Source organism: Nocardia asteroides (assembly GCF_021183625.1).
Lineage (GTDB): Bacteria > Actinomycetota > Actinomycetes > Mycobacteriales > Mycobacteriaceae > Nocardia > Nocardia asteroides_A.
The window spans coordinates 4,814,136-4,832,527 of the sequence record NZ_CP089214.1 but is presented as its reverse complement, the minus strand read 5'-3'; the positions used below and the strand labels follow the sequence as shown (position 1 = coordinate 4,832,527).

The 18,392-nt window shown below is 69.8% G+C and carries 20 protein-coding genes; 9 read left to right on the top strand and 11 right to left on the bottom strand.

Annotated elements, in window-relative coordinates; translation table 11 throughout:
• Positions 1–3 precede the first annotated feature (3 nt).
• On the bottom strand, positions 4–501 hold the full coding sequence (locus LTT61_RS22595) for a YbaB/EbfC family nucleoid-associated protein (protein ID WP_233016063.1): 498 nt from the start codon (positions 499–501) through the stop codon (positions 4–6).
• A gap of 14 nt (positions 502–515) precedes the next feature.
• Positions 516–839, bottom strand: a complete 324-nt coding sequence (locus LTT61_RS22590) for a hypothetical protein (RefSeq protein WP_233016062.1) — start codon at positions 837–839, stop codon at positions 516–518.
• A 343-nt stretch (positions 840–1,182) separates the two neighbouring features.
• Between LTT61_RS22590 and LTT61_RS22585 the strand changes: the two genes are divergently transcribed.
• Both LTT61_RS22585 and dtd read left to right on the top strand, forming a co-directional pair.
• Positions 1,183–2,679 carry a hypothetical protein gene (locus LTT61_RS22585; RefSeq protein ID WP_233016061.1) on the top strand — a complete coding sequence of 499 codons (1,497 nt, stop codon included), beginning with the start codon at positions 1,183–1,185 and terminating at the stop codon, positions 2,677–2,679.
• Positions 2,680–2,691: 12 nt separating this feature from the next.
• Positions 2,692–3,123, top strand: coding sequence for a D-aminoacyl-tRNA deacylase (dtd, locus tag LTT61_RS22580; RefSeq protein WP_233016060.1), 432 nt, complete (start codon positions 2,692–2,694; stop codon positions 3,121–3,123).
• 51 nt (positions 3,124–3,174) lie between these two features.
• On the opposite strand, the gene map is transcribed toward dtd, so the two are convergent.
• From map to rpsH, 9 genes are all read right to left on the bottom strand, one after another.
• Positions 3,175–3,975, bottom strand: a complete 801-nt coding sequence (gene map, locus LTT61_RS22575) for a type I methionyl aminopeptidase (protein ID WP_233016059.1) — start codon at positions 3,973–3,975, stop codon at positions 3,175–3,177.
• The gene (locus LTT61_RS22570) at positions 3,975–4,526 is read right to left on the bottom strand and encodes an adenylate kinase (protein ID WP_233016058.1); all 552 of its coding nucleotides are present in this window, start codon (positions 4,524–4,526) and stop codon (positions 3,975–3,977) included. Before LTT61_RS22570 ends, map begins: the two co-directional genes overlap by 1 nt.
• On the bottom strand, positions 4,523–5,851 hold the full coding sequence (gene secY, locus LTT61_RS22565) for a preprotein translocase subunit SecY (protein ID WP_233016057.1): 1,329 nt from the start codon (positions 5,849–5,851) through the stop codon (positions 4,523–4,525). The genes LTT61_RS22570 and secY overlap by 4 nt, the downstream gene beginning before the upstream one ends.
• A gap of 164 nt (positions 5,852–6,015) precedes the next feature.
• Positions 6,016–6,459: a 50S ribosomal protein L15 gene (gene rplO, locus LTT61_RS22560; protein WP_233016056.1), complete on the bottom strand. Its 444-nt coding sequence runs from the start codon at positions 6,457–6,459 to the stop codon at positions 6,016–6,018.
• A complete protein-coding gene (rpmD, locus tag LTT61_RS22555; RefSeq protein ID WP_233016055.1) occupies positions 6,456–6,650 on the bottom strand; it encodes a 50S ribosomal protein L30 in 195 nt (64 codons plus the stop codon). Before rpmD ends, rplO begins: the two co-directional genes overlap by 4 nt.
• Positions 6,650–7,318: a 30S ribosomal protein S5 gene (gene rpsE / locus LTT61_RS22550; protein WP_233016054.1), complete on the bottom strand. Its 669-nt coding sequence runs from the start codon at positions 7,316–7,318 to the stop codon at positions 6,650–6,652. Before rpsE ends, rpmD begins: the two co-directional genes overlap by 1 nt.
• 31 nt (positions 7,319–7,349) lie before the next feature.
• Positions 7,350–7,769, bottom strand: coding sequence for a 50S ribosomal protein L18 (gene rplR / locus LTT61_RS22545; protein ID WP_233016053.1), 420 nt, complete (start codon positions 7,767–7,769; stop codon positions 7,350–7,352).
• 2 nt (positions 7,770–7,771) lie between these two features.
• The gene (rplF, locus tag LTT61_RS22540) at positions 7,772–8,311 is read right to left on the bottom strand and encodes a 50S ribosomal protein L6 (protein WP_233016052.1); all 540 of its coding nucleotides are present in this window, start codon (positions 8,309–8,311) and stop codon (positions 7,772–7,774) included.
• 13 nt (positions 8,312–8,324) lie between these two features.
• Entirely contained in the window at positions 8,325–8,723 is a 399-nt protein-coding gene (gene rpsH / locus LTT61_RS22535; protein WP_233016051.1) for a 30S ribosomal protein S8, read from the bottom strand.
• A gap of 341 nt (positions 8,724–9,064) precedes the next feature.
• Here rpsH and LTT61_RS22530 point away from each other — a divergent pair, with 341 nt between their 5' ends.
• From LTT61_RS22530 to LTT61_RS32695, 7 genes are all read left to right on the top strand, one after another.
• Entirely contained in the window at positions 9,065–9,613 is a 549-nt protein-coding gene (locus tag LTT61_RS22530; protein WP_233016050.1) for a DUF3558 domain-containing protein, read from the top strand.
• 42 nt (positions 9,614–9,655) lie between these two features.
• Positions 9,656–10,009 (top strand): hypothetical protein, encoded by a 354-nt coding sequence (locus tag LTT61_RS22525; protein WP_233016049.1) that lies wholly within the window; start codon positions 9,656–9,658, stop codon positions 10,007–10,009.
• Positions 10,009–11,385, top strand: coding sequence for a PPE domain-containing protein (locus LTT61_RS22520; RefSeq protein WP_233016048.1), 1,377 nt, complete (start codon positions 10,009–10,011; stop codon positions 11,383–11,385). The genes LTT61_RS22525 and LTT61_RS22520 overlap by 1 nt, the downstream gene beginning before the upstream one ends.
• Complete coding sequence (locus tag LTT61_RS22515; RefSeq protein WP_233016047.1) at positions 11,382–12,146, top strand: ESX secretion-associated protein EspG; 765 nt, start codon at positions 11,382–11,384, stop codon at positions 12,144–12,146. Before LTT61_RS22520 ends, LTT61_RS22515 begins: the two co-directional genes overlap by 4 nt.
• Positions 12,147–12,212: 66 nt before the next feature.
• On the top strand, positions 12,213–12,701 hold the full coding sequence (locus LTT61_RS22510) for a YbaB/EbfC family nucleoid-associated protein (RefSeq protein ID WP_233016046.1): 489 nt from the start codon (positions 12,213–12,215) through the stop codon (positions 12,699–12,701).
• Positions 12,698–13,015: a WXG100 family type VII secretion target gene (locus LTT61_RS22505; RefSeq protein ID WP_233016045.1), complete on the top strand. Its 318-nt coding sequence runs from the start codon at positions 12,698–12,700 to the stop codon at positions 13,013–13,015. The genes LTT61_RS22510 and LTT61_RS22505 overlap by 4 nt, the downstream gene beginning before the upstream one ends.
• Positions 13,016–13,018: 3 nt before the next feature.
• Positions 13,019–18,385, top strand: coding sequence for a toxin glutamine deamidase domain-containing protein (locus tag LTT61_RS32695; RefSeq protein ID WP_269821784.1), 5,367 nt, complete (start codon positions 13,019–13,021; stop codon positions 18,383–18,385).
• Positions 18,386–18,392: the final 7 nt, after the last annotated feature.

Below are 18,392 nucleotides of genomic sequence, written 5' to 3'. Positions count from 1 at the left end.
CGCTCACCAGCTCTGGTCGGTGACGGAGCCGGCGCGCTCGCCCCGATCGGGCTCGGCGAAGACGGGGCCGGGCACCCGGGTTCCCGCGTCCCGGCGCTCCGGCGCGCGCGGCGGGGCGGTGGAGGCGGCGACCGACTCGGGAACCTGCATGTTCGGCATGTCCTCGATGAGGTCGGCGAGCTTGGGGAGCCGGGCCTGTTGCTCGCGCACCGGCTGCATCAGCTCCCCGGTGCGCGCCGCGACCTCCGCGCACGCCCGCTGGGACGCCTCGGTGACCGCCTTGGCGATCTCGGCGTACTCCAGCTCGGCGATGTCGGCCGAGAACTTGGTCTCGATCACGGCATTGTCGGCGTTCACCGTCACAGTGACGCGTTTGCCCCGCGCGGTGCCGGTGCCGGTGAGCTCGGCGCGCGCCTGCTGCACCCGCGCGATCGTGCGCATCTGCTGCTGCACCTCGTCGACGATGCTCGCCAGATCGGCCTTCGCCTGTTCGTTCGTCATCCCCTGGCCCGTCGTCAGCTTAAGCCGGTGACGTTGCCCTGCTCCATCCGCTCCAGCAGCCGCGCGCTCTCGCGCTGACCCGCCGAGAAGGAGTCGAGCGAGCCCGCCACATTCCGCGAACCGGTGACCAGGTTCGTGGCGGAGAGCAGGTAGCCGCCGGTACCGTCCTGACCGTTGGCGAAGCTCTGGCCGATGGTGTCGGCACCCCAGGGCGCGCCGCGCCCGTCGGCGGCCGACACCAGCCGGGAGATGATGCCGTTGACACGATCGCGCGCGCGGCCGGTGGCGTCCGCCGCGGCGTAGAAGAGGTCGGCGTCGTACTCGAGTTTCTCCGCCATTGCCGTTCCCTCCCGCATCGACAGCGACGACCGCAGCGGCCGCGTTTCCGGAACCTAACAGCCGAATGCGAACCGCCGCTTACGCCTTCGTTAACGTCGATTCTCACCCGGTCCGCCGGTGGCGGCAACCCGGATGCGGCGACCGGGTGAAACGCGCCCGGCCCCGGTCGGCCCGCCACCCGATTCGACCTGCGCCACCGCCCGCGCCGGAATGCGACGGCGAGCCGGGCGATGTGGCAGACTCTGCACAGTCGTCCGCTCCCCGGTGCCGGGGGTGATGGCGTGGTCGGCGCCATCGAGCGCGAGGGAGGTCTGCTGTGCTATCGCGGGTTTCGGCGGAATCATGGATCTGAACGCACTCGAGTACCAGGCGTCCGTCGCCCGCCGCGCCGCGGTGGACCGGAGCTCAGAGACCGAACTGCGGCTGGCCACCTCGCTCTGCGAACTCGCCAAGGGACTGATCGCCACCCGCACCGACGGCAGCCCGCGCGACCGCACCGCCGAGGCGCTGGAGCCCGCGCAGCAGGCCGTCGAGATCCGGCTGCACTGGTTCGGCGCCGGGCTGGTCTCCGCCCGGCTGGCCGGTGAGATCCAGGACGCGCTGCGCATTTTCGACCAGGCCGCCCGCGCGGTCGGGCACCGGGAGCTCGCCACCACCACCATCCGGCGGGCCTGCGACGTGTACCGCCGGGTCGCGCACACCTACCCGCACGGCGCCGCCATGTGCGCGGACGCGCTCGCCAAGTGCGGCGTCTGGCTGCTCCGGCTGGATCCGGCCACCGCGGTGGCGGCCAACGAGGACGCCACCCGCATCCGGGCCGGGCTCTTCGCCGCCGACCCCGCGCAGGCCACCAAGTACCTCGCCGCGCTGAACACCCTGCTCCGCACGCTCACCATCGGCAGGCAGCGCAAGCAGGCGCTCTCCACCTACCGGGAGCGCTACTCCTCCTGGACCACTCCGGAGATGACCAAGCAGCTGCGCGAGATCAAGATCGCCGACCTGGATCTCACCGCCAAAACGCTCGCCGCGCTCACCAAGCTCGACTGCCGCACCCTGCAGGGCGCGGGCAGACTCACCCAGCAGCAGATCCTCTACCAGAGCGCGGGCGACCTCGCGACGATCGAGGAGATCAACTGGAAGCTGGCGCTGGTCGGGCTGAAACCGCTGGCGGCCGGGGCGATGCCGGACCAGCCGTCGCGGCCGATGGAGATCGCCACCAGCTTCGGCGCGCTGAGCGTGCGCTGCTCGGCGCCGGACGCGGTCAAGCAGGTGCGGGCCGCGGTGCTCGCCGCCTACGAGGCCGACGGCGCCCGCCTGGTGCAGAGCTCCAACTACCTGGGCGTGCACGAGAAGCACTGGTCGGTCCCCGCGCCGGAGCTCAACGCCGCGACGGTGCTCGGCGACGACGTGGTGCTGATCGAGCGCGGCTCGGGCAGCTGGGTGGCGGTGAAGAGCCTGGCCTGGGAGGTCGCGCCGGCCGGGAGCCACCCGCTGGCGCTGCGGCTGGCCGAACGCTGGCCGGTGCTCAGCGTGACCGCGACCGAGCAGATGTCCTACGAGCTGTGCTGGTACCAGGACGGCGTGCCGACCCAGTACGCCGCGCTCGGCAGGCCCGCGGGCGCCGTCACGCTCGACACCCCGCTGGCCCCGCTCGACTTCGCGGTGCTCGCCGACTACGGCGCCGATTACGCCTCGGAGACCCAGGTGCGCGCCGCGTTCGGCAATATCGGCATGTTCGCCAAACTGACCGAGCTGCCGAGCAGCGGGATCCGGCAGGCCGCCGAGGCGCGGGCGCTCGCCGAGTACGGCGAGGATGTGCTGTTCTTCCGCTCCGCGTGACACCATCACCGCATGCGAGTGCTGGTGCAGCGGGTGCGCGGTGCCGCCGTCACGGTGGACGGCGCGACGGTCGGCCGGATCGACCCCGCCGACCAGGGGCTGGTCGCGCTGGTCGGGATCACGCACGGTGATTCCGCCGCCGACGCCGCGGCCATGGCCGCGAAGCTGTGGCGGCTGCGCATCCTGACCGGGGAGCGCTCCGCCGCCGACACCGGCGCCCCCATCCTGGTGGTCAGCCAATTCACGCTGTACGCCGACACCGCGAAGGGCAGGCGCCCCTCCTGGGCCGCCGCCGCGCCGGGGCCGGTGGCCGAGCCGCTGGTCGAGGCGTTCGCCGCGGCGCTGCGGGGGCTCGGCGCCACCGTCGAGACCGGGCGCTTCGGCGCGCACATGCGGGTGGAGCTCGTCAACGACGGCCCGGTCACGCTGCTGCTGGAGAGCTGAGTCAGGCTTCGCGGTGCGCGTCGGCGCGGTCGCGCACCCGTTCCACCGCGGCTATTCGGGGCGCGGGGTGAGGATGCGCGGCCCGTCCTCGGTGACCGCGACGGTGTGCTCCCAGTGCGCGGCGCGGGTGCCGTCGGCGGTTACCACGGTCCAGTCGTCACCGAGCACCGTGGTCTCGGTGGTGCCGAGGGTGAGCATGGGCTCGATGGCGAGCACCGAGCCGATCACCAGGCGCGGGCCGCGGCCCGGCTCGCCCTCGTTCGGCAGGAACGGGTCGAGGTGCATCTCGCGGCCGATGCCGTGGCCGCCGTAGCCGTCGACGATCCCGTACTCGCGGCCGTGCGCGACCTCGGCGGCGCGGGTGCCGAGCTCGATGGCGTGCGAGATGTCGGTGAGCCGGTGCTCCGGCAGCATGGCGGCGATCCCGGCCTCCATCGAGAGCCTGGTCGCCGCGCTCAGCAGCTCGTCCGCTTCGCTCACGGCGCCGATGCCGAAGGTCCAGGCGGAGTCGCCGTGCCAGCCGTCCAGGATGGCGCCGCAGTCGATCGAGACCAGGTCGCCGTCGGCGAGGATCTCCTCGGCGGTCGGGATGCCGTGCACCACGCGGTCGTTCACCGAGGAGCAGATGGAGCCGGGGAAGCCGTGGTACCCCTTGAACGAGGGCACCGCCCCGGCCTCCCGGATCACCTGCTCGGCGACGGCGTCCAGCTCCAGGGTGGAGACGCCGGGCTTGGCGGCCTCACGCACCGCGACCAGCGCCCGCCCGACGACGGCGCCCGCCGCGGCCATGGCGTCCAGCTCACCCGCCGTCCGGAACGGGACGACCTTCTTGCTCTTGCGGCCGAAGACCATCAGTGGTTGACGCCGAGGGCGCGCAGCGCTCGGCCGTTCACGTCGTTCACCTCGCCGACGCCGTCCACCGTCACCACGAGGCCGTCGTAGTGCTGCAGCAGCGGCTCGGTCTCGTCGCGGTAGACCCGGAGCCGGTTGCGGATGACGTCCTCGTTGTCGTCGCTGCGGCCGCGGGCCAGCATGCGCTGCACCACGGTGTCCTCGGAGACGACGAAGCAGAGCACCGCGTCCAGCCTGGTGTCCAGCTCGCGCAGGATCTTCTCCAGCGCGTCGGCCTGGTCGACGGTGCGGGGGTAGCCGTCGAGCACGAAGCCGTTCGCGGCGTCCGGCTCGGCGACGCGCGCCTCGACCATGCGGTTGGTCACGTCGCTCGGCACCAGATCGCCGGCGTCCATGTACTTCTGCGCCTCGCGGCCGAGCGGGGTCTGCTGACCGATGTTGGCGCGGAACAGATCCCCGGTGGAGATGTGCGGAACGCCCAGCTTCTCGGACAGCAGGACGGCCTGAGTGCCCTTGCCGGCACCCGGCGGACCGAGCAGTACAACTCTCACTTCAGGAACCCTTCGTAATTGCGATTCATCAGCTGGCTCTCGATCTGCTTCACCGTGTCGAGACCGACGCTCACCATGATCAGCACCGCGGTACCGCCGAACGGAAGGTTCTGCATGGCACTACCGCCGGAGTTGCCGATCTGCAGGAAGAGGTTGGGCAGCACGGCGACCAGGCCGAGATAGATCGAGCCGGGGAGGGTGATCCGGCTCAGGACGAACTGGAGGTAGTCGGCGGTCGGCTTGCCCGGGCGGTAGCCAGGGATGAAGCCACCGAACTTCTTCATCTCGTCGGCTCGCTCCTCCGGGTTGAAGGTGATGGCCACGTAGAAGTAGGTGAAGAAGACGATCAGCGCGAAGTAGATCCCGATGTACACCGGGCTGCTCGGGTTGACCAGGTACTTCTGGATGAACTCCTGCCACCAGCTCGGGTCGGTCGCGTTCGTCGAGCCCGTGAGCTGAGCGATGAGGTTCGGGAGGTAGAGCAGCGACGAGGCGAAGATCACCGGGATGACGCCGGCCTGGTTGACCTTGAGCGGCAGGTAGGTCGACGAGCCGCCGTACATCTTGCGGCCGACGACCCGCTTGGCATACTGCACCGGAATCCGGCGCTGCCCCTGCTCGACGAAGATCACCGCGACGATGATGGCCAGCGCGGCCACACAGACCAGGGCGAAGACGATTCCGCCGCGGCTGTCCAGGATGCCCTTGCCCTCGGACGGGATGCGGGCGGCGATGCCCGCGAAGATCAGCAGCGACATGCCGTTGCCGACGCCGCGCTCGGTGATCTGCTCACCGAACCACATCACCAGCGCGGCACCCGCCGTCATGACGACGACGATGGTGATCATGCCGAAGATGCCGGTGTCGGCCAGGATGTCCTGCTGGCAGCCCTGCAGCAGCTGACCGCGCGCCGCCAGCGCCACCAGGCCGGTGGCCTGCAGAATCGCCAGGGCGATCGACAGGTACCTGGTGTACTGGGTCAGCTTGGTCTGCCCGGACTGCCCCTCCTTGCGCAATTCCTCGAAACGGGGAATCACGACCTGGAGCAGCTGGATGATGATGCTCGCCGTGATGTACGGCATGATGCCGATCGCGAACACCGACAGCTGCAGCAGCGCGCCGCCGGAGAACAGGTTGATCAGCTGGTAGATACCCGCGTTGTCACCGCCGGAGACCAGGTCGATACATTCCTGCACCGCCCGGTAGTCGACGCCAGGCGACGGCAGCGCCGCACCGATCCGGTACAGCGCGATCAGCCCCAGCGTGAAGAGAATCTTCCGCCGCAAGTCCGGAGTCCGGAAGGCCGATACGAAGGCGGAAAGCACAGATCCTCCTGGCGAACGACACGGGTGTGCCATGGATGTTCCAGCGGTGTCCTACTTCGGAGACGCCGAGCCCCATGACGGCTTTGGCAGACAACTACTGAACTCTAACAGTGGCACCGGACGAGCCATTCACTCGTCCGGTGCCACCGGGTGCAGAGCGGTCGTCAGCCGAGCTCGGTGACCGACCCTCCGGCCGCGGTGATCTTCTCCTTGGCGGCGCCGGTCACCTTGTCGGCGGTCACCTGGACCGCGACCGAGATCTCGCCGTCGCCGAGGACCTTGACCAGCTGCTTCTTGCGGACAGCGCCCGCAGCCACCAGCTCGGCCTTGCCGATCTCGCCGCCCTCGGGGAAGAGCTCGGCGATGCGGCCCACGTTCACCACCTGGTACTCGGTGCGGAACGGGTTGGTGAAGCCCTTGAGCTTCGGCAGCCGCATGTGGATCGGCATCTGGCCGCCCTCGAACGCCGCGGGGACGTTCTTGCGCGCCTTCGTGCCCTTGGTGCCGCGGCCCGCGGTCTTGCCCTTCGAGCCCTCACCGCGACCAACGCGGGTCTTGGCGGTCTTCTCACCCGGCGCGGGGCGCAGGTGATGCAGTTTGATGGTCATCGCGAGCCCTCCTCGACTTCCTCGACCGTGACGAGGTGGCGCACGACGTTGATCAGACCGCGGTTCTCCGGGCTGTCCGGTCGGACGACCTGCTTGCGGATGCCGCGCAGGCCGAGGGTGCGCAGGCTGTCACGCTGGTTCTGCTTGGCCCCGATCGACGACTTGATCTGGGTCACCTTGAGATCTGCCATTACCTGGCACCTCCCGTCGCTGCTTGGGCGCGCGCACGCAGCATGCCCGCCGGTGCGACGTCCTCGAGCGGCAGGCCACGACGGGCCGCGACCTCTTCGGGGCGCTGCAGCTGCTTGAGGGCCTCGACCGTCGCGTGCACGACGTTGATCGCGTTGTCGCTACCGAGCGACTTCGCCAGGATGTCGTGGATGCCCGCGCACTCCAGCACGGCGCGCGCGGCGCCACCGGCGATCACACCGGTACCGGGGGAGGCCGGACGCAGCATGACCACACCGGCCGCCGCCTCGCCCTGCACCGGGTGCACGATGGTGGAGCCGATCATCGGAACGCGGAAGAAGCTCTTGCGAGCCTCCTCGACGCCCTTCTGGATGGCCGCGGGAACTTCCTTGGCCTTGCCGTAGCCGACGCCGACCAGTCCGTTGCCGTCGCCGACGATCACCAGGGCGGTGAAGCTGAAGCGACGACCACCCTTCACGACCTTGGAGACGCGGTTGATCGCGACAACCCGCTCGAGCTGGTTCTTCTCGGCGGCATTGTCCCGCCGGTCGCCGCGGCGGTCGTTGCCGCCGCCCCTGCGGTTGTCGCGCCCGCCCTCGGGGCCGCCACTACCACTGTTGTTCTGTCCGGCGGGTCCGTTTCCGCCGTGACCCCGCTGACGTCCCGGCATCAGACGTTCCTTCCGTTTGCGATCATCATCATCAGAATTTCAACCCGCCTTCACGAGCGGCATCCGCGAGCGCGGCGATCCGGCCGTGGTAGTCGTGGCCGCCACGGTCGAAGACCACGGCGTCGACGCCGGCTGCCTTCGCGCGCTCCGCGATCAGCTGACCGACCTTCACGCCCTTGGCGGTCTTGTCGCCGTCCAGGCCGCGCACGTCCGCCTCGATGGTCGAGGCCGACGCGATGGTCTTGCCGCTCGAGTCGTCCACCAGCTGCACGTGCAGGTGCCGCGCGGAGCGGTGCACGATCAGGCGCGGGCGCTCCGTGGTGCCCGCGAGCTTCTTGCGCAGCCGGAAGTGGCGGCGGGTCTTCGAGAGACGACGCCGGGTGGAGGCGTCCTTGCCCAGCGGAATCCGCTTGGCCTGCTTCTTCTCCTGGCTTGCACTGGTCTTAGCCATGATCACTTACCCGTCTTTCCGACCTTGCGGCGCACGACCTCGCCGGCGTAGCGGATGCCCTTGCCCTTGTACGGGTCGGGCTTGCGCAGACCGTGGATGACCGCCGAGATCTGGCCGACCTTCTGCTTGTCGATTCCGGACACCGAGAACTTCGTCGGCGTCTCCACCGCGAAGGTGATGCCCTCCGGGGCCTCGACCGGAACCGGGTGGCTGTAGCCGAGGGCGAACTCGAGGTTCGAGCCCTTCGCCGCCACGCGGTAACCGACGCCGAAGATCTCCAGCTTCTTCTCGTACCCCTGGGTCACGCCGACGACCATGTTCGAGATCAGCGTGCGGGTGAGGCCGTGCAGCGAGCGGTTGCGCCGCTCGTCGTCCGGGCGGCCGATCTCGAGCTGGCCGTCCTCACCACGAGTGACGGTGATGGGCTCGGCCACGGTGTGCGACAGGGTGCCCTTGGGCCCCTTCACCGAGACGACCTGGCCGTCGACGGTGATATCGACCCCGGCGGGGATTGCGATGGGCTTCTTGCCGATACGCGACATGTCTCTGCCTCCCTTACCAGACGTAGGCGAGGACTTCGCCGCCCACGCGCTGCTGTGCCGCTTGCCGGTCCGTCAGCAGGCCGGAGGACGTGGAGATGATCGCCACGCCGAGGCCGCCGAGCACCTTGGGCAGGTTGGTGGATTTCGCGTACACGCGCAGACCGGGCTTGGACACCCGGCGCACCCCGGCGAGGCTGCGCTCGCGGGAGGGCCCGTACTTGAGGTCGACGATCAGGGTCTTGCCCACCGTCGCGTCCTCGGTGCGGAAGTCGGAGATGTAGCCCTCGCGCTTGAGGATCTCGGCGATGTTCGCCTTGAGCTTCGAGTGCGGAGCCTTCACCTGATCGTGGTACGCCGAGTTGGCGTTGCGCAGACGGGTCAGAAAGTCTGCGATCGGATCGGTCATGGTCATGGTTAGACCTCGACACCTTTCTCGCCGCGGTTCCCATGCAACGCCCGCTCACGCGGACCGTGGGCCTACGACAATTCGGCTGGTCCGGTCAGCACTTGCCGACCGGGTGAGTTCTCGCCGCCGGGTGCGCATATACAGAGGACATGGCTGTGCCCAGGCAACCGCTCTAGTGTAAGGGCGCGTTTTCCCTGGACAAAATCGGGTCGCCCGAGGCCGCGGACGGATGCTCCGCGATGGTTCGATGGTCGCGAACTCGCTCGACGGGAACCTATCGGCAGCGGGGCGCGTCCAAGTGGGTAATCGTGGTCGACCGGGGAGGAGCTGCTGTGCGAGGTATGGGGGTGCTGCGGGCCGTGGCCGGTGGGGTGGCCGGAGTCGCGCTGCTCGCGGGGTGTGTGGATTCGCCGGGGTCGGCCGGGCCGACGACGACGGTGCGGGATCCGGACAAGATCGAGGTCTTCAACCCGTGCCGGGGGGCGCTGTCGGACGAGGTGCTGCGGCAGGTCGGACTCGATCCAGCGACGAAGTTGATCACAACGGACCCGCCGACGGGCATCTCGGCATGGCGGATCTGCGATTGGGCGCCGACCGACGATCGCTACGGCTCGGGCCGCCGGATGATCGGTGTCGGCTCGACGAGCCACACACTCGAGGAAGCCCGCACCAAGAAGTCGGTGACCGTCATCCGGGATACGACGGTGAACGCACGCCCCGGATTGGTTTCGAAGGAACAGAACACTCCGGACATCTGCTACGTCTCGTTCGAAGCCCAGCAGGGCCTGTTCGAGGTAACGGCCTCATGGCTGAGCACAGAGGGTCCCAGGACCGGCGATCTGTGCACGATGGCCGAGAAGTACGCGGCGGCCCTCGAGCCGCATCTACCCGAGTAGGTGGGGACTGTGTCCGAGGATCAAGTCACGTATTGGCGAACCATGAAGCAGCAGGCCATCGCTGGAGAGATCAGGATAGAAGAGGGACTCGGCAATTCGATGGCGAACGTCGTCGGCGAGTACATCGCGGCACTGGAAGCGCAGAAACTCGTAGCCGGCAAACTGGACCGCTTGAGCGGTTGGGGCGGACTCCCCTCAGCCCAGGCAATCCGACAGAAGCTCGAATTCAAGGCCGCCACGGGCAGCGCCGACGACCCCGACGACTCCGCCACCAAACGCCTCGACCAACACATATCCATAGCCCGCGACCAACGCGACACCTTCCTCGCCGCAATCGGCAAACTCCACTCCACCGACCAGCAATCCGCCGACACCCTGACGAACGGAGGAATCTGATGGGGCTCAGCGATATCGGCGAATTCCTCGGCCACGTCGGCACCCTCGGCACCTTCAAGATCGTGGACAACTACGCCCGATCCCGCGACGCGGACAACGACCGCGCCACCCTCGACGAGCAGGGCAAGCAGACCTGGCAGGGCGACCGCGACATCATCGGCGGCGAATGGTCCCGGCTGCGGGACGGCACCGCGGTGGCGATGGCGAAGGAGGCCGTCACCGCGCCGGAAGCATTCAGCACCTGGTCGCACCGGCAGATCTGGCAGGCCCTGAACGGCAGCGGAGGCGAGCCGGGCGTGAGCGCGGGCGAGGTGAACGCCGGGGCCGACGGCTGGCGCCGGCTCACCGATGGCACCCGCACCGCGGTGGAGAACTACCGGTCCGCGATGGAGCGGGTCCTGGCCGAGAAGTGGTCGGGCGCCTCCGGGAACGCGGCGATCGAGGGAATCAAGGGCTACGCCGCCGAGGCGGCGAATCTGCCCACCGCGTTCCAGATGGTCGCCAATGGCATCGATTACATGGAGGGGCTGCTCGGACAGGCGAAGATCGCCATTCCCCAGCCCGAAGAGGTCTCGGGTTTCGACGAATTCGTCAGCCACATCCCCGGCAACGGGGTGATCAAAGCGGCCAAACATCGCGCCACCGAGGCGGAGGCCGACGCTCAGCTCTTCATGATCGGCACCTACCAGCCCGGGTCGGCCACCGTGGATCGCCAGACCCCGATCCTCCCGGTGCCGCACAACACCGTGGGCGACTCCGGCGGCGCACCGGGCGGCACCCCGGCCCCCGGTGTCGACACCGGCGGAAACACGCCGGACACGACTGGTTCGCCGAGCTCCACCGACCCACAGAACACCCCGACGGAGTCGCCGGTGAGTCCCCAGGAGACCCCGACGGACACCGGCACCACCGAGTCGGACCCCACCGGCACCTCCGAAGACACCGAGAACACCTCGCCCACCAGCACCGATCCGACCAGCACCAACCCAGCGAGCACCGTCCCCGCGAGTACCGTCCCCACCTCCACCACCGACCGGCCGACCACCTCGGTCGACCCGAGGACCGGCACCCCGAGCCCCACCACCAACACCGGCGCGCCGACCACGACCAGCTCCCCCGACCCGGGCCGCAGCGTGCCCGGCTCGCCGACCGCGACCGGCACCGCCACAACCCCGGCCACCAGGAACGCCGCCACCACCGCCGCCGGCCGCGGCGCCAACGGCATGCCCGGCATGATGGGCGCGGGCCGCGGCGCCAACGGCGGTGACGACGAGAGCGAACACAAGATCCCCGACTACCTCGTGCGGGACCGCGAGCACGAACTCATCGGGCAGCTCCCGCCGACGCTGCCACCGGGCGGAGTGATCGGCGGGTGAGCGACCGCTGGACGCTGAGCCCGCACGCCTTCGCTCTCGCGCTGGAGGCCCACGGCCGCGACCGCCTGCCCTACCCGCTGACCTTCCGCCCCGAGTTCGCCGAATCGCTCGCGGTGCACAGCGAGCGCAGGCAGGTCGCGGTCGAGGAGATCCAGCGGGTGTACGACCCCGGGCTGCACGCGGCCTTCGGGGTGTTGCTGGAGCCGCGGGTACGCGTCGAGATCGAGGGGCTGCACGGCCCGGCGCAGTCCGCGGTGGTGCGGATCTACGCGGGCATCGCCGGTGATCTCGGGGCGCTCGCCGTCCAGGCACCCGGCGCCGATCGCGATCGGGGCGGTCCGATCACCATCCACGCACTGCCACCCGCCGCGCTCGCCGAGCGGATCGTCGCCCACCTGCCACCCGCGCCCGGCGGCCGCACCCCGCGCTTCGAAGGCAGGCGCGGCGACCTGGACGCGCCCGTCTACGGCAGGCACCCCACCCGGCTCTCCCCGACCGAACAGGTGCAGCGCTTCTTCCGCCGCCCCCGGATCGGCACCGGCGAGATCACCGTCTACCCCGGGTATCAGCTCGATGCCCGCCCCACCTCCGACGGCAGAGCCTTCCTGTGGCTCGACTACCCGGACGACGGCCGCTACCTGCTGCAACACCACGCCGACGGCGACGACCTCACCGTCATCCCGGGGCCGCCGGACGAGCTTCGCCTGCGCATCGCCAACCACATCGGCCTGTTCACCCGCCGCCCGGTCGGCAGCCGGTAGCGGGAACCGCGGACGTCCCGCGCGCGTCCAAGCCTTGCGAACGTGTCGATTGGGAAAGGAGCCCCGATGGCCGAGGAATTGCCCGGTGCGGCCCGGGCGGGCAACGACGCGCTGCGCGCACAGGTCGAGTCGATGCTCGAGTCCTACGAGCAGCAGCGGTCGGCGCTGGTCGCCGCGCAGCAGCGCGCGGCCGAGCCGGTCACGGTGTGGTCGCCGGACAATCTGGTGCGCGTCACCGCGACCGTCGCCGGGGTGCTCGAGGTGCACCTCCAGCCCGAAGCTTTCAAGCGATCCACCTCCGCGACCCTCGGCCCGGTGATCACGGCCACGCTGCGGGAAGCGGCGGGCCGCGCGGCTGCCAAGCAGGCCGAGGCCCTTGCGCCGTTCACCGACCTGCCCCTCCCCGACCTCCCCGACCTCATCCCCGGCGCTCCGGCAACAAAAGATGTTCTCGCACAACTCGATTCGTCGACCGCCGAAGCTGCCACGACGCCCGCCTCCGACTCGATCGAGGACGAGGACGACTACTTCCGCAACCGGGGCTACCTCCGGTGAGCACCGTCCGCATAGACCCCCGAGCCCTCCGGGCCACCCAGCCGTCCTTCGACACCGCCGCCGCCACGATCACCACCGCCGCGAACCAGCTCACCGCGGCACTGGCCGCCGAGGGCGAATGCTGGGGCAACGACCGAACCGGCCAGGCCTTCGCCCAGAACTACACCTCCGGCGTCGAGCAGGGAAAGACCTCGGTCGCCAACCTCGCCACCACCATGACCCGGCTCGGCGCCACCCTCGTCACCATCGCCGACCAGGTGACCGCCCAGGAAGACGCCGCCGCCGCCGGCCTGGACCAGTCCACGGGCCGCTGACCCGTGGGCATCGAGATCCCGGACTCCCTGGAGTGGGTCGCGAAGTACATCCTCGGCGCCGGCGACTGGCCCGACGGTGACGAAACCGCCATGCGCCGCCTCTCCGACGCCTGGAACTCGATGGCGGACACCCTCGACACCGTCGACGACGAGGCCGCCGCCGCGCTGAACGCCGCCCTGGCCGCCATCTCCGAGGGCGAGACCCACACCGCGCTCGCCGCCTACCGCGACAAACTCCTCGCAGGCGACGACGCCGCCTTCACCGCCATCGCGAAGTACTGCCGCTACCAGGCCGAACTCCTGTACGACGGCGCCAACGACATCGAGCACACCAAGCTCGTCATCATCGGCACCATGATCGTGGCCGCCGTCGAGATCGGCGTCGCGCTCGGCACCGCCTGGACCGGCGTCGGAGCCGCCGCGGGCGTCGCCGCCCGGGTCGCGGCCCAAGTCGCCGTCCGCATCGCGATCAAACAGCTCATCGCCCGCATGCTCACCCGCGGCGCACTGAAGGCCGCCGCCCGCGCCGCCCTCCACGGCGCCGCCTTCGAAGCGCTCGAGGAAGGCGGCGTCGACGCCATCGCCCGCACCACCCAGGTCGGCAGGGGCGACCGCGCGATGGACGAATTCGGCTGGTCCGACCTCGGCCTCTCCACTTTCGCCGGCGCCGTCGGGGGCGCGGTCGGCGGCGGCCTCGGCTCCGACCTCGACGGCCTCTCCGACGCCGCCACCAGCAAACTCGGCCGATTCGCCACCGACACCGCCACCGGAACCGGAACCGAACTCGCCGCCGATCTCGCCGCCCAGACGGCCGCGGCCGCCATCACCGGCCAGGATCTACAGATCGGGCTCGACACCTTCACCAGTGCCGGGGCGGGCGGGATCCAGTCGGCCGTCGAGTCGAGCGGGCATCCCGAAGCACCGGGCACCCCTGACCTCAGTGATTCCACCCCGTCCACCGACACCGACTCCCCCGACGCCCCGACGTCACCTGCGGGGACAGATTCGGGCCCGCCTGCGGCCAACGAAGCGCCCGATACCGAGACCGGTATCCCGTCCGACGCGGAAACCCCTCCCGCTGATCTCAGCACCTCACCTACGAGTGTCGAGGCCGCACCTGACACCGCCGGCTCGACTGCCGCGCCCGGTATCGACACCCCCACCGCAGCCGCCGATACCGATACCTCGCCGCCACGCGACGCCGCCACAACACCGGCCGATGCCGACATCACCACCTCACCCGCGAACCCTGACGCCACCCCCTCTCTCGCCAGTGACACGAGTCCGCACCCCGTCGAGACACACACCTCCACAGCGCAGGACGCCGCACCGAGCACTCCCGAACCAGAGAGCAGCCCGCCGAGCACCACGGCTCCGGTACCGCCGACGCCGGACCCCGACACCGGCCCTGAGCCGACTCGGTCACCTGCCCCGGACGCCACCTCGCTCACTGCTGACACTCCATCAGACGCGACCCCGGCCACTGCCCCGATCTCGCCGGCCGATCCGACCCCCGCGTCACCGGTCACCCCGGATAACGCGGCCGCCCCACCGCCGACCCCGGCACCCGTCACCACCGGATCTCCGGAACCGCCGAGCACCTCGACCAGCCCGCCACCGGCCCCACCGCCGTCTTCCGCGCCGACGGACATCGCAGCCGCCCACCCTGTCTCCATCCCGACAGGCGACGCCGCTGCCAACTCCACACCGACCACGTCCAGCGCTCCGTCATCCCCGGCGTCGGTGGACACAACAACAGCCGCCACTTCGTCCCCGGTCACGACCTCCCCGAGCCCACCAACGACGAGCACACCGGCATCCACGAATCCCTCCACCGGCTTCAGCACAGCGCCTCCGGTCGCGCCATCACCGGCCCCTGCGCACCAGCGCACAGCCGCACCGACCGATACCGCGCTCACCCCCGCCTCAGCGAGCAATCGACCAACCCCGAGCGGGTCCACCCAGCGCGAAACCACCACGGATACAACGCCTACCGCAGCGGCGCGCATCCAATCCGGGCCAGAGCAGCCCGCTGACCAGCAAACACCACCTGCGGCGCCGGGCACGCCCACATCCCGGACACCGGTGGACGCGACGCCGGCGACTACGCCGTCCCCGGTCACGAACTCCTCGATCCCGTCCCCGCCGGGCAGACCGCAGTCCACACCCCATGCCCTCGGCGTGACACCACCGGTGAGCTCTCCGACCGGCCCACCGTCGCTTCCGGCACCGGGCACGTCCCCGACTCCACCCCCTTCACCCGCCCCGTTCGGGCCCGCGAACACCGAGCCGGGCCCACCCGCGGCAACGAGCCCGGATCCGACGCGAGCATTCCGCGAATCGCTCCGCGACCTCCCCGCGCACGACGGCCGCAACCCGGCGATCGACGTGAATCGGAACCCGTGGTCGCAGCGCCCGCCCGCCTACCGCATCCGACGTTTCGACATGGGTGGCGGACAGTGGATCACCGTCGCCGATATCGACGCGCACATCACCGACGCCCACCTCCTCTCGCCCGCAGCGCTCCAGCACGCGATGGAGCGCGTCCAGTCCACCGTCGATGCGGTCTTCAACAACGGCAGCCGGCTGCTCAGCGGAGACCAGCTCCTGATCGACATACGCTTCACCGCCGACACGGACACCCCGGGCCTCGGCCTGAGCGCCGACCGGCTGGCCGGCACCATCACCAATACCCTTCGCGAGCATCTGGGACTGTTCCCCGCTGATGCGTATTCCCCGCTCAGCGCGCTCGAACTGCGCGAGATCAGCAACGACATCGCCCGCGCCAACACCGACAGCCCCGTCAGCAACCCGAGCGATACCCGGGTCGTCGACCACCACCGGCTCGACAATGTCGAATCCCCCGACTTTCAGCACGATGTCGAGGACTCGCTCCGGAACGGCAACGGCTTCGACCGTTTCGCGGACCCGCGTACCCATCCGTACGGGCAGTTGGTCAACGACGGCGGACCGGAGGTCACCGGCAGGAGCAACAACTGCCTCGACTGTGCGCTCTCCGCCCTGTCGTCCTTCCATGGTGTTCCGCAGGTTTCGGCGCCGCGCTGGGCGGACATCATTCATGCCGACCCGCACAACCCGAACTACGCCGAGGTCGACCGCCGATCGGGCGAACGGGGTGGGCTGGAACGGGCTTCGACCTGGCTCGGCGGCCCCTGGCTGTCCTACAGTGGCATGCCGGTGCCTGCCCAGTTCGACGCGCTGCACCACTACGTCGATGGTCTCGGTCCGGGTTCTGCCGCGCTCGTCACCAGCTGGTTTCCCGCGCTGGACGCGAACGGCGACGTCGTGCTCGACTCGAACGGATCGCCCGAGATCATCAGCGGCCACGCCACAGTCGTCGTCTACCCGGCAGGCGCCGACGGGCCGGTGTGGTGGGATCCACAGCACGGTCTCACCACGGACGCCCCACCCGGATATCTCGTGGACGACGCGGTCGCGATGGAGTGCATACCGATCGACTCAAACGGAGGAACGTCCGATGCCGGAGCCGGTACCGACACGGGAACAGGCCACGCAACTGATGCGCCAGGTCTACGGCCCCGACCGGAGATTCTCGATTCTGGAGAGCCGGCAGGGCTGGGTCTGTCAGGAGATCCTGCCTCGGGACGAGGTGCGCCGATCGGGGGTGGGCCTGGGCAGCGTGGTGATCAACAAGCACACGGGAGTGATCACCTCGCACAGCAGCCTGCCGGTCAGAATGACAGGGGAGATGTTCGACACGGCGATCGAAGCGGGCAACCCGGCACCGGGTTTCCAGGTCTATCCGAAACAGCACCGCATTCACCTGACCCAGCTGGCCGAGACCGAGAACACGATCGAGTACCAGGTACGTCAGACCGACCTCGACAACCCGCAGAACCCGGAGCTGACTCGACGAGTGCAGATCACCAAGCAACCGATCCGGCATCAGCCCAGCGACCGCCTCGCAGCGGAAGCGACCTCATGGGCCTACGACCAGGCCCGTCGGACGGGGACCTGGCCGCGGGAAGGGACCTTCGAGCGGTAGCCGCGCCGGTTACGCAGCACGATCTGCGGAACGCGGGGCAAGCACGCCGCGCCAGGGAACAGCTGCGCTCCGGCGGCCCGGCATCCGATACCGCCACAACCCTGGCCGATCCGCTGACCGGCCGGGCCCTTCCCGCCCACCGAAGCACCGAATTCGGCCAGCCCGTCCTCGTCGTCGGCATGAACGTCCACGTGACCGGCAACAACCCCGTCGATGTGCGGCAGCTGCACGATCGCGCCCAGCTCACGACGGACCTCGCCTTCAACCGCGGCCATCGTCTTCCCGACGGGGCCTGGCTGATGGTCGACCTCGTTCCCGTCACCGACCCCGCGGCCGCCGACCTGCACCTGAACAGCGATTCTCCGAGAACCGATCCCGCCGCGATCGAAACGTCGCTCCGTGCACAGCTCGGTCTCGGCCCCGCCGAGGGCCAGGGGCTCTCGACGACCGATCTGGCTCGACTGGGCCGACAAGTCGGGAGCACCCCGATGGAATCACCGGGCACGGCGGACCGCTCGGCGCAGACCACGCCCGCCTTCGATCCCCGACGCGCACCCGAGACGGACCGTCCCGCCCCAGCACCCGCTCCGCCGATGAGCGCCGTTCCACCTGCGCCCCCGGCGGACCGCACGCCGGAATCCGACTGGGGCAGACCGAACCCGCGCCGACGTTCCGAGCCCAGCCGGTGGCGGCGGTGGTTCGGCTTCGGCGAACGACGGCCCCGGCCCCGGCCCGTCATCGTGCTCCAGCAGGACCTGCCGCGGCCACCGACCGCGCCGAGGCCCGAATCGCGACGGGCCGTCATCGAGCCGGAGCGCCCATCCGAGGATGCGATCGATGGCACGCCGTTCCGCGCGTCACCGCCCTTCGAGGGGCGACGGATGAACTCCGCGTTCCACGGTGAGAACGAGCCGGGCAACCCGATCTGGACATCCCCACCGAGCGCGGTGCGCTATCTCGATGCCGAGGAGCGGTCGAGATTGCGTCTCACAGTCCGGAACGGGCTGCTCGTCGATGTCGACGGCAATCCATTCGACACTCGCGCGGGTAGCACCCACTGGGGCGGTCAGGGACGCGCGATCTTCGTCATGGACCTGGACGGTAATCTCTACGCATCGAATACCCACGGCCGCGGCCTGTTCCACCATTCCAGCTTTCTGGCCGGTGGTGCCGTCGCGGCCGCCGGCGAACTCCGGGTCGTCGACGGGCGCTTACACCTGCTGACCGATTCGAGCGGGCACTACCGCCCGGAACGCGGTCACACACTGCAGGCGATCAGCAGGCTCCGCGCGCTCGGCATCGACATGGGGGCCGTGGCGATCGAATTCGAGGCACCCCGTTGACGGAGGA

Coding starts and splice junctions, on each gene's coding strand:
- LTT61_RS22585 (WP_233016061.1), top strand. CDS start 1,183: ATGGATCTGAACGCACTCGAGTACCAGGCGTCCGTCGCCCGCCGCGCC.
- LTT61_RS22520 (WP_233016048.1), top strand. CDS start 10,009: ATGGGGCTCAGCGATATCGGCGAATTCCTCGGCCACGTCGGCACCCTC.
- rpsE (WP_233016054.1), bottom strand. CDS start 7,318: ATGCCGGGACGTCAGCGGGGTCACGGCGGAAACGGACCCGCCGGACAG.
- rpsH (WP_233016051.1), bottom strand. CDS start 8,723: ATGACCATGACCGATCCGATCGCAGACTTTCTGACCCGTCTGCGCAAC.
- LTT61_RS22590 (WP_233016062.1), bottom strand. CDS start 839: ATGGCGGAGAAACTCGAGTACGACGCCGACCTCTTCTACGCCGCGGCG.
- LTT61_RS22525 (WP_233016049.1), top strand. CDS start 9,656: ATGAAGCAGCAGGCCATCGCTGGAGAGATCAGGATAGAAGAGGGACTC.
- LTT61_RS22510 (WP_233016046.1), top strand. CDS start 12,213: ATGGCCGAGGAATTGCCCGGTGCGGCCCGGGCGGGCAACGACGCGCTG.
- map (WP_233016059.1), bottom strand. CDS start 3,975: ATGGTCTTCGGCCGCAAGAGCAAGAAGGTCGTCCCGTTCCGGACGGCG.
- rplF (WP_233016052.1), bottom strand. CDS start 8,311: ATGTCGCGTATCGGCAAGAAGCCCATCGCAATCCCCGCCGGGGTCGAT.
- dtd (WP_233016060.1), top strand. CDS start 2,692: ATGCGAGTGCTGGTGCAGCGGGTGCGCGGTGCCGCCGTCACGGTGGAC.
- rpmD (WP_233016055.1), bottom strand. CDS start 6,650: ATGGCAGATCTCAAGGTGACCCAGATCAAGTCGTCGATCGGGGCCAAG.
- LTT61_RS22595 (WP_233016063.1), bottom strand. CDS start 501: ATGACGAACGAACAGGCGAAGGCCGATCTGGCGAGCATCGTCGACGAG.
- rplR (WP_233016053.1), bottom strand. CDS start 7,769: ATGGCTAAGACCAGTGCAAGCCAGGAGAAGAAGCAGGCCAAGCGGATT.
- rplO (WP_233016056.1), bottom strand. CDS start 6,459: ATGACCATCAAACTGCATCACCTGCGCCCCGCGCCGGGTGAGAAGACC.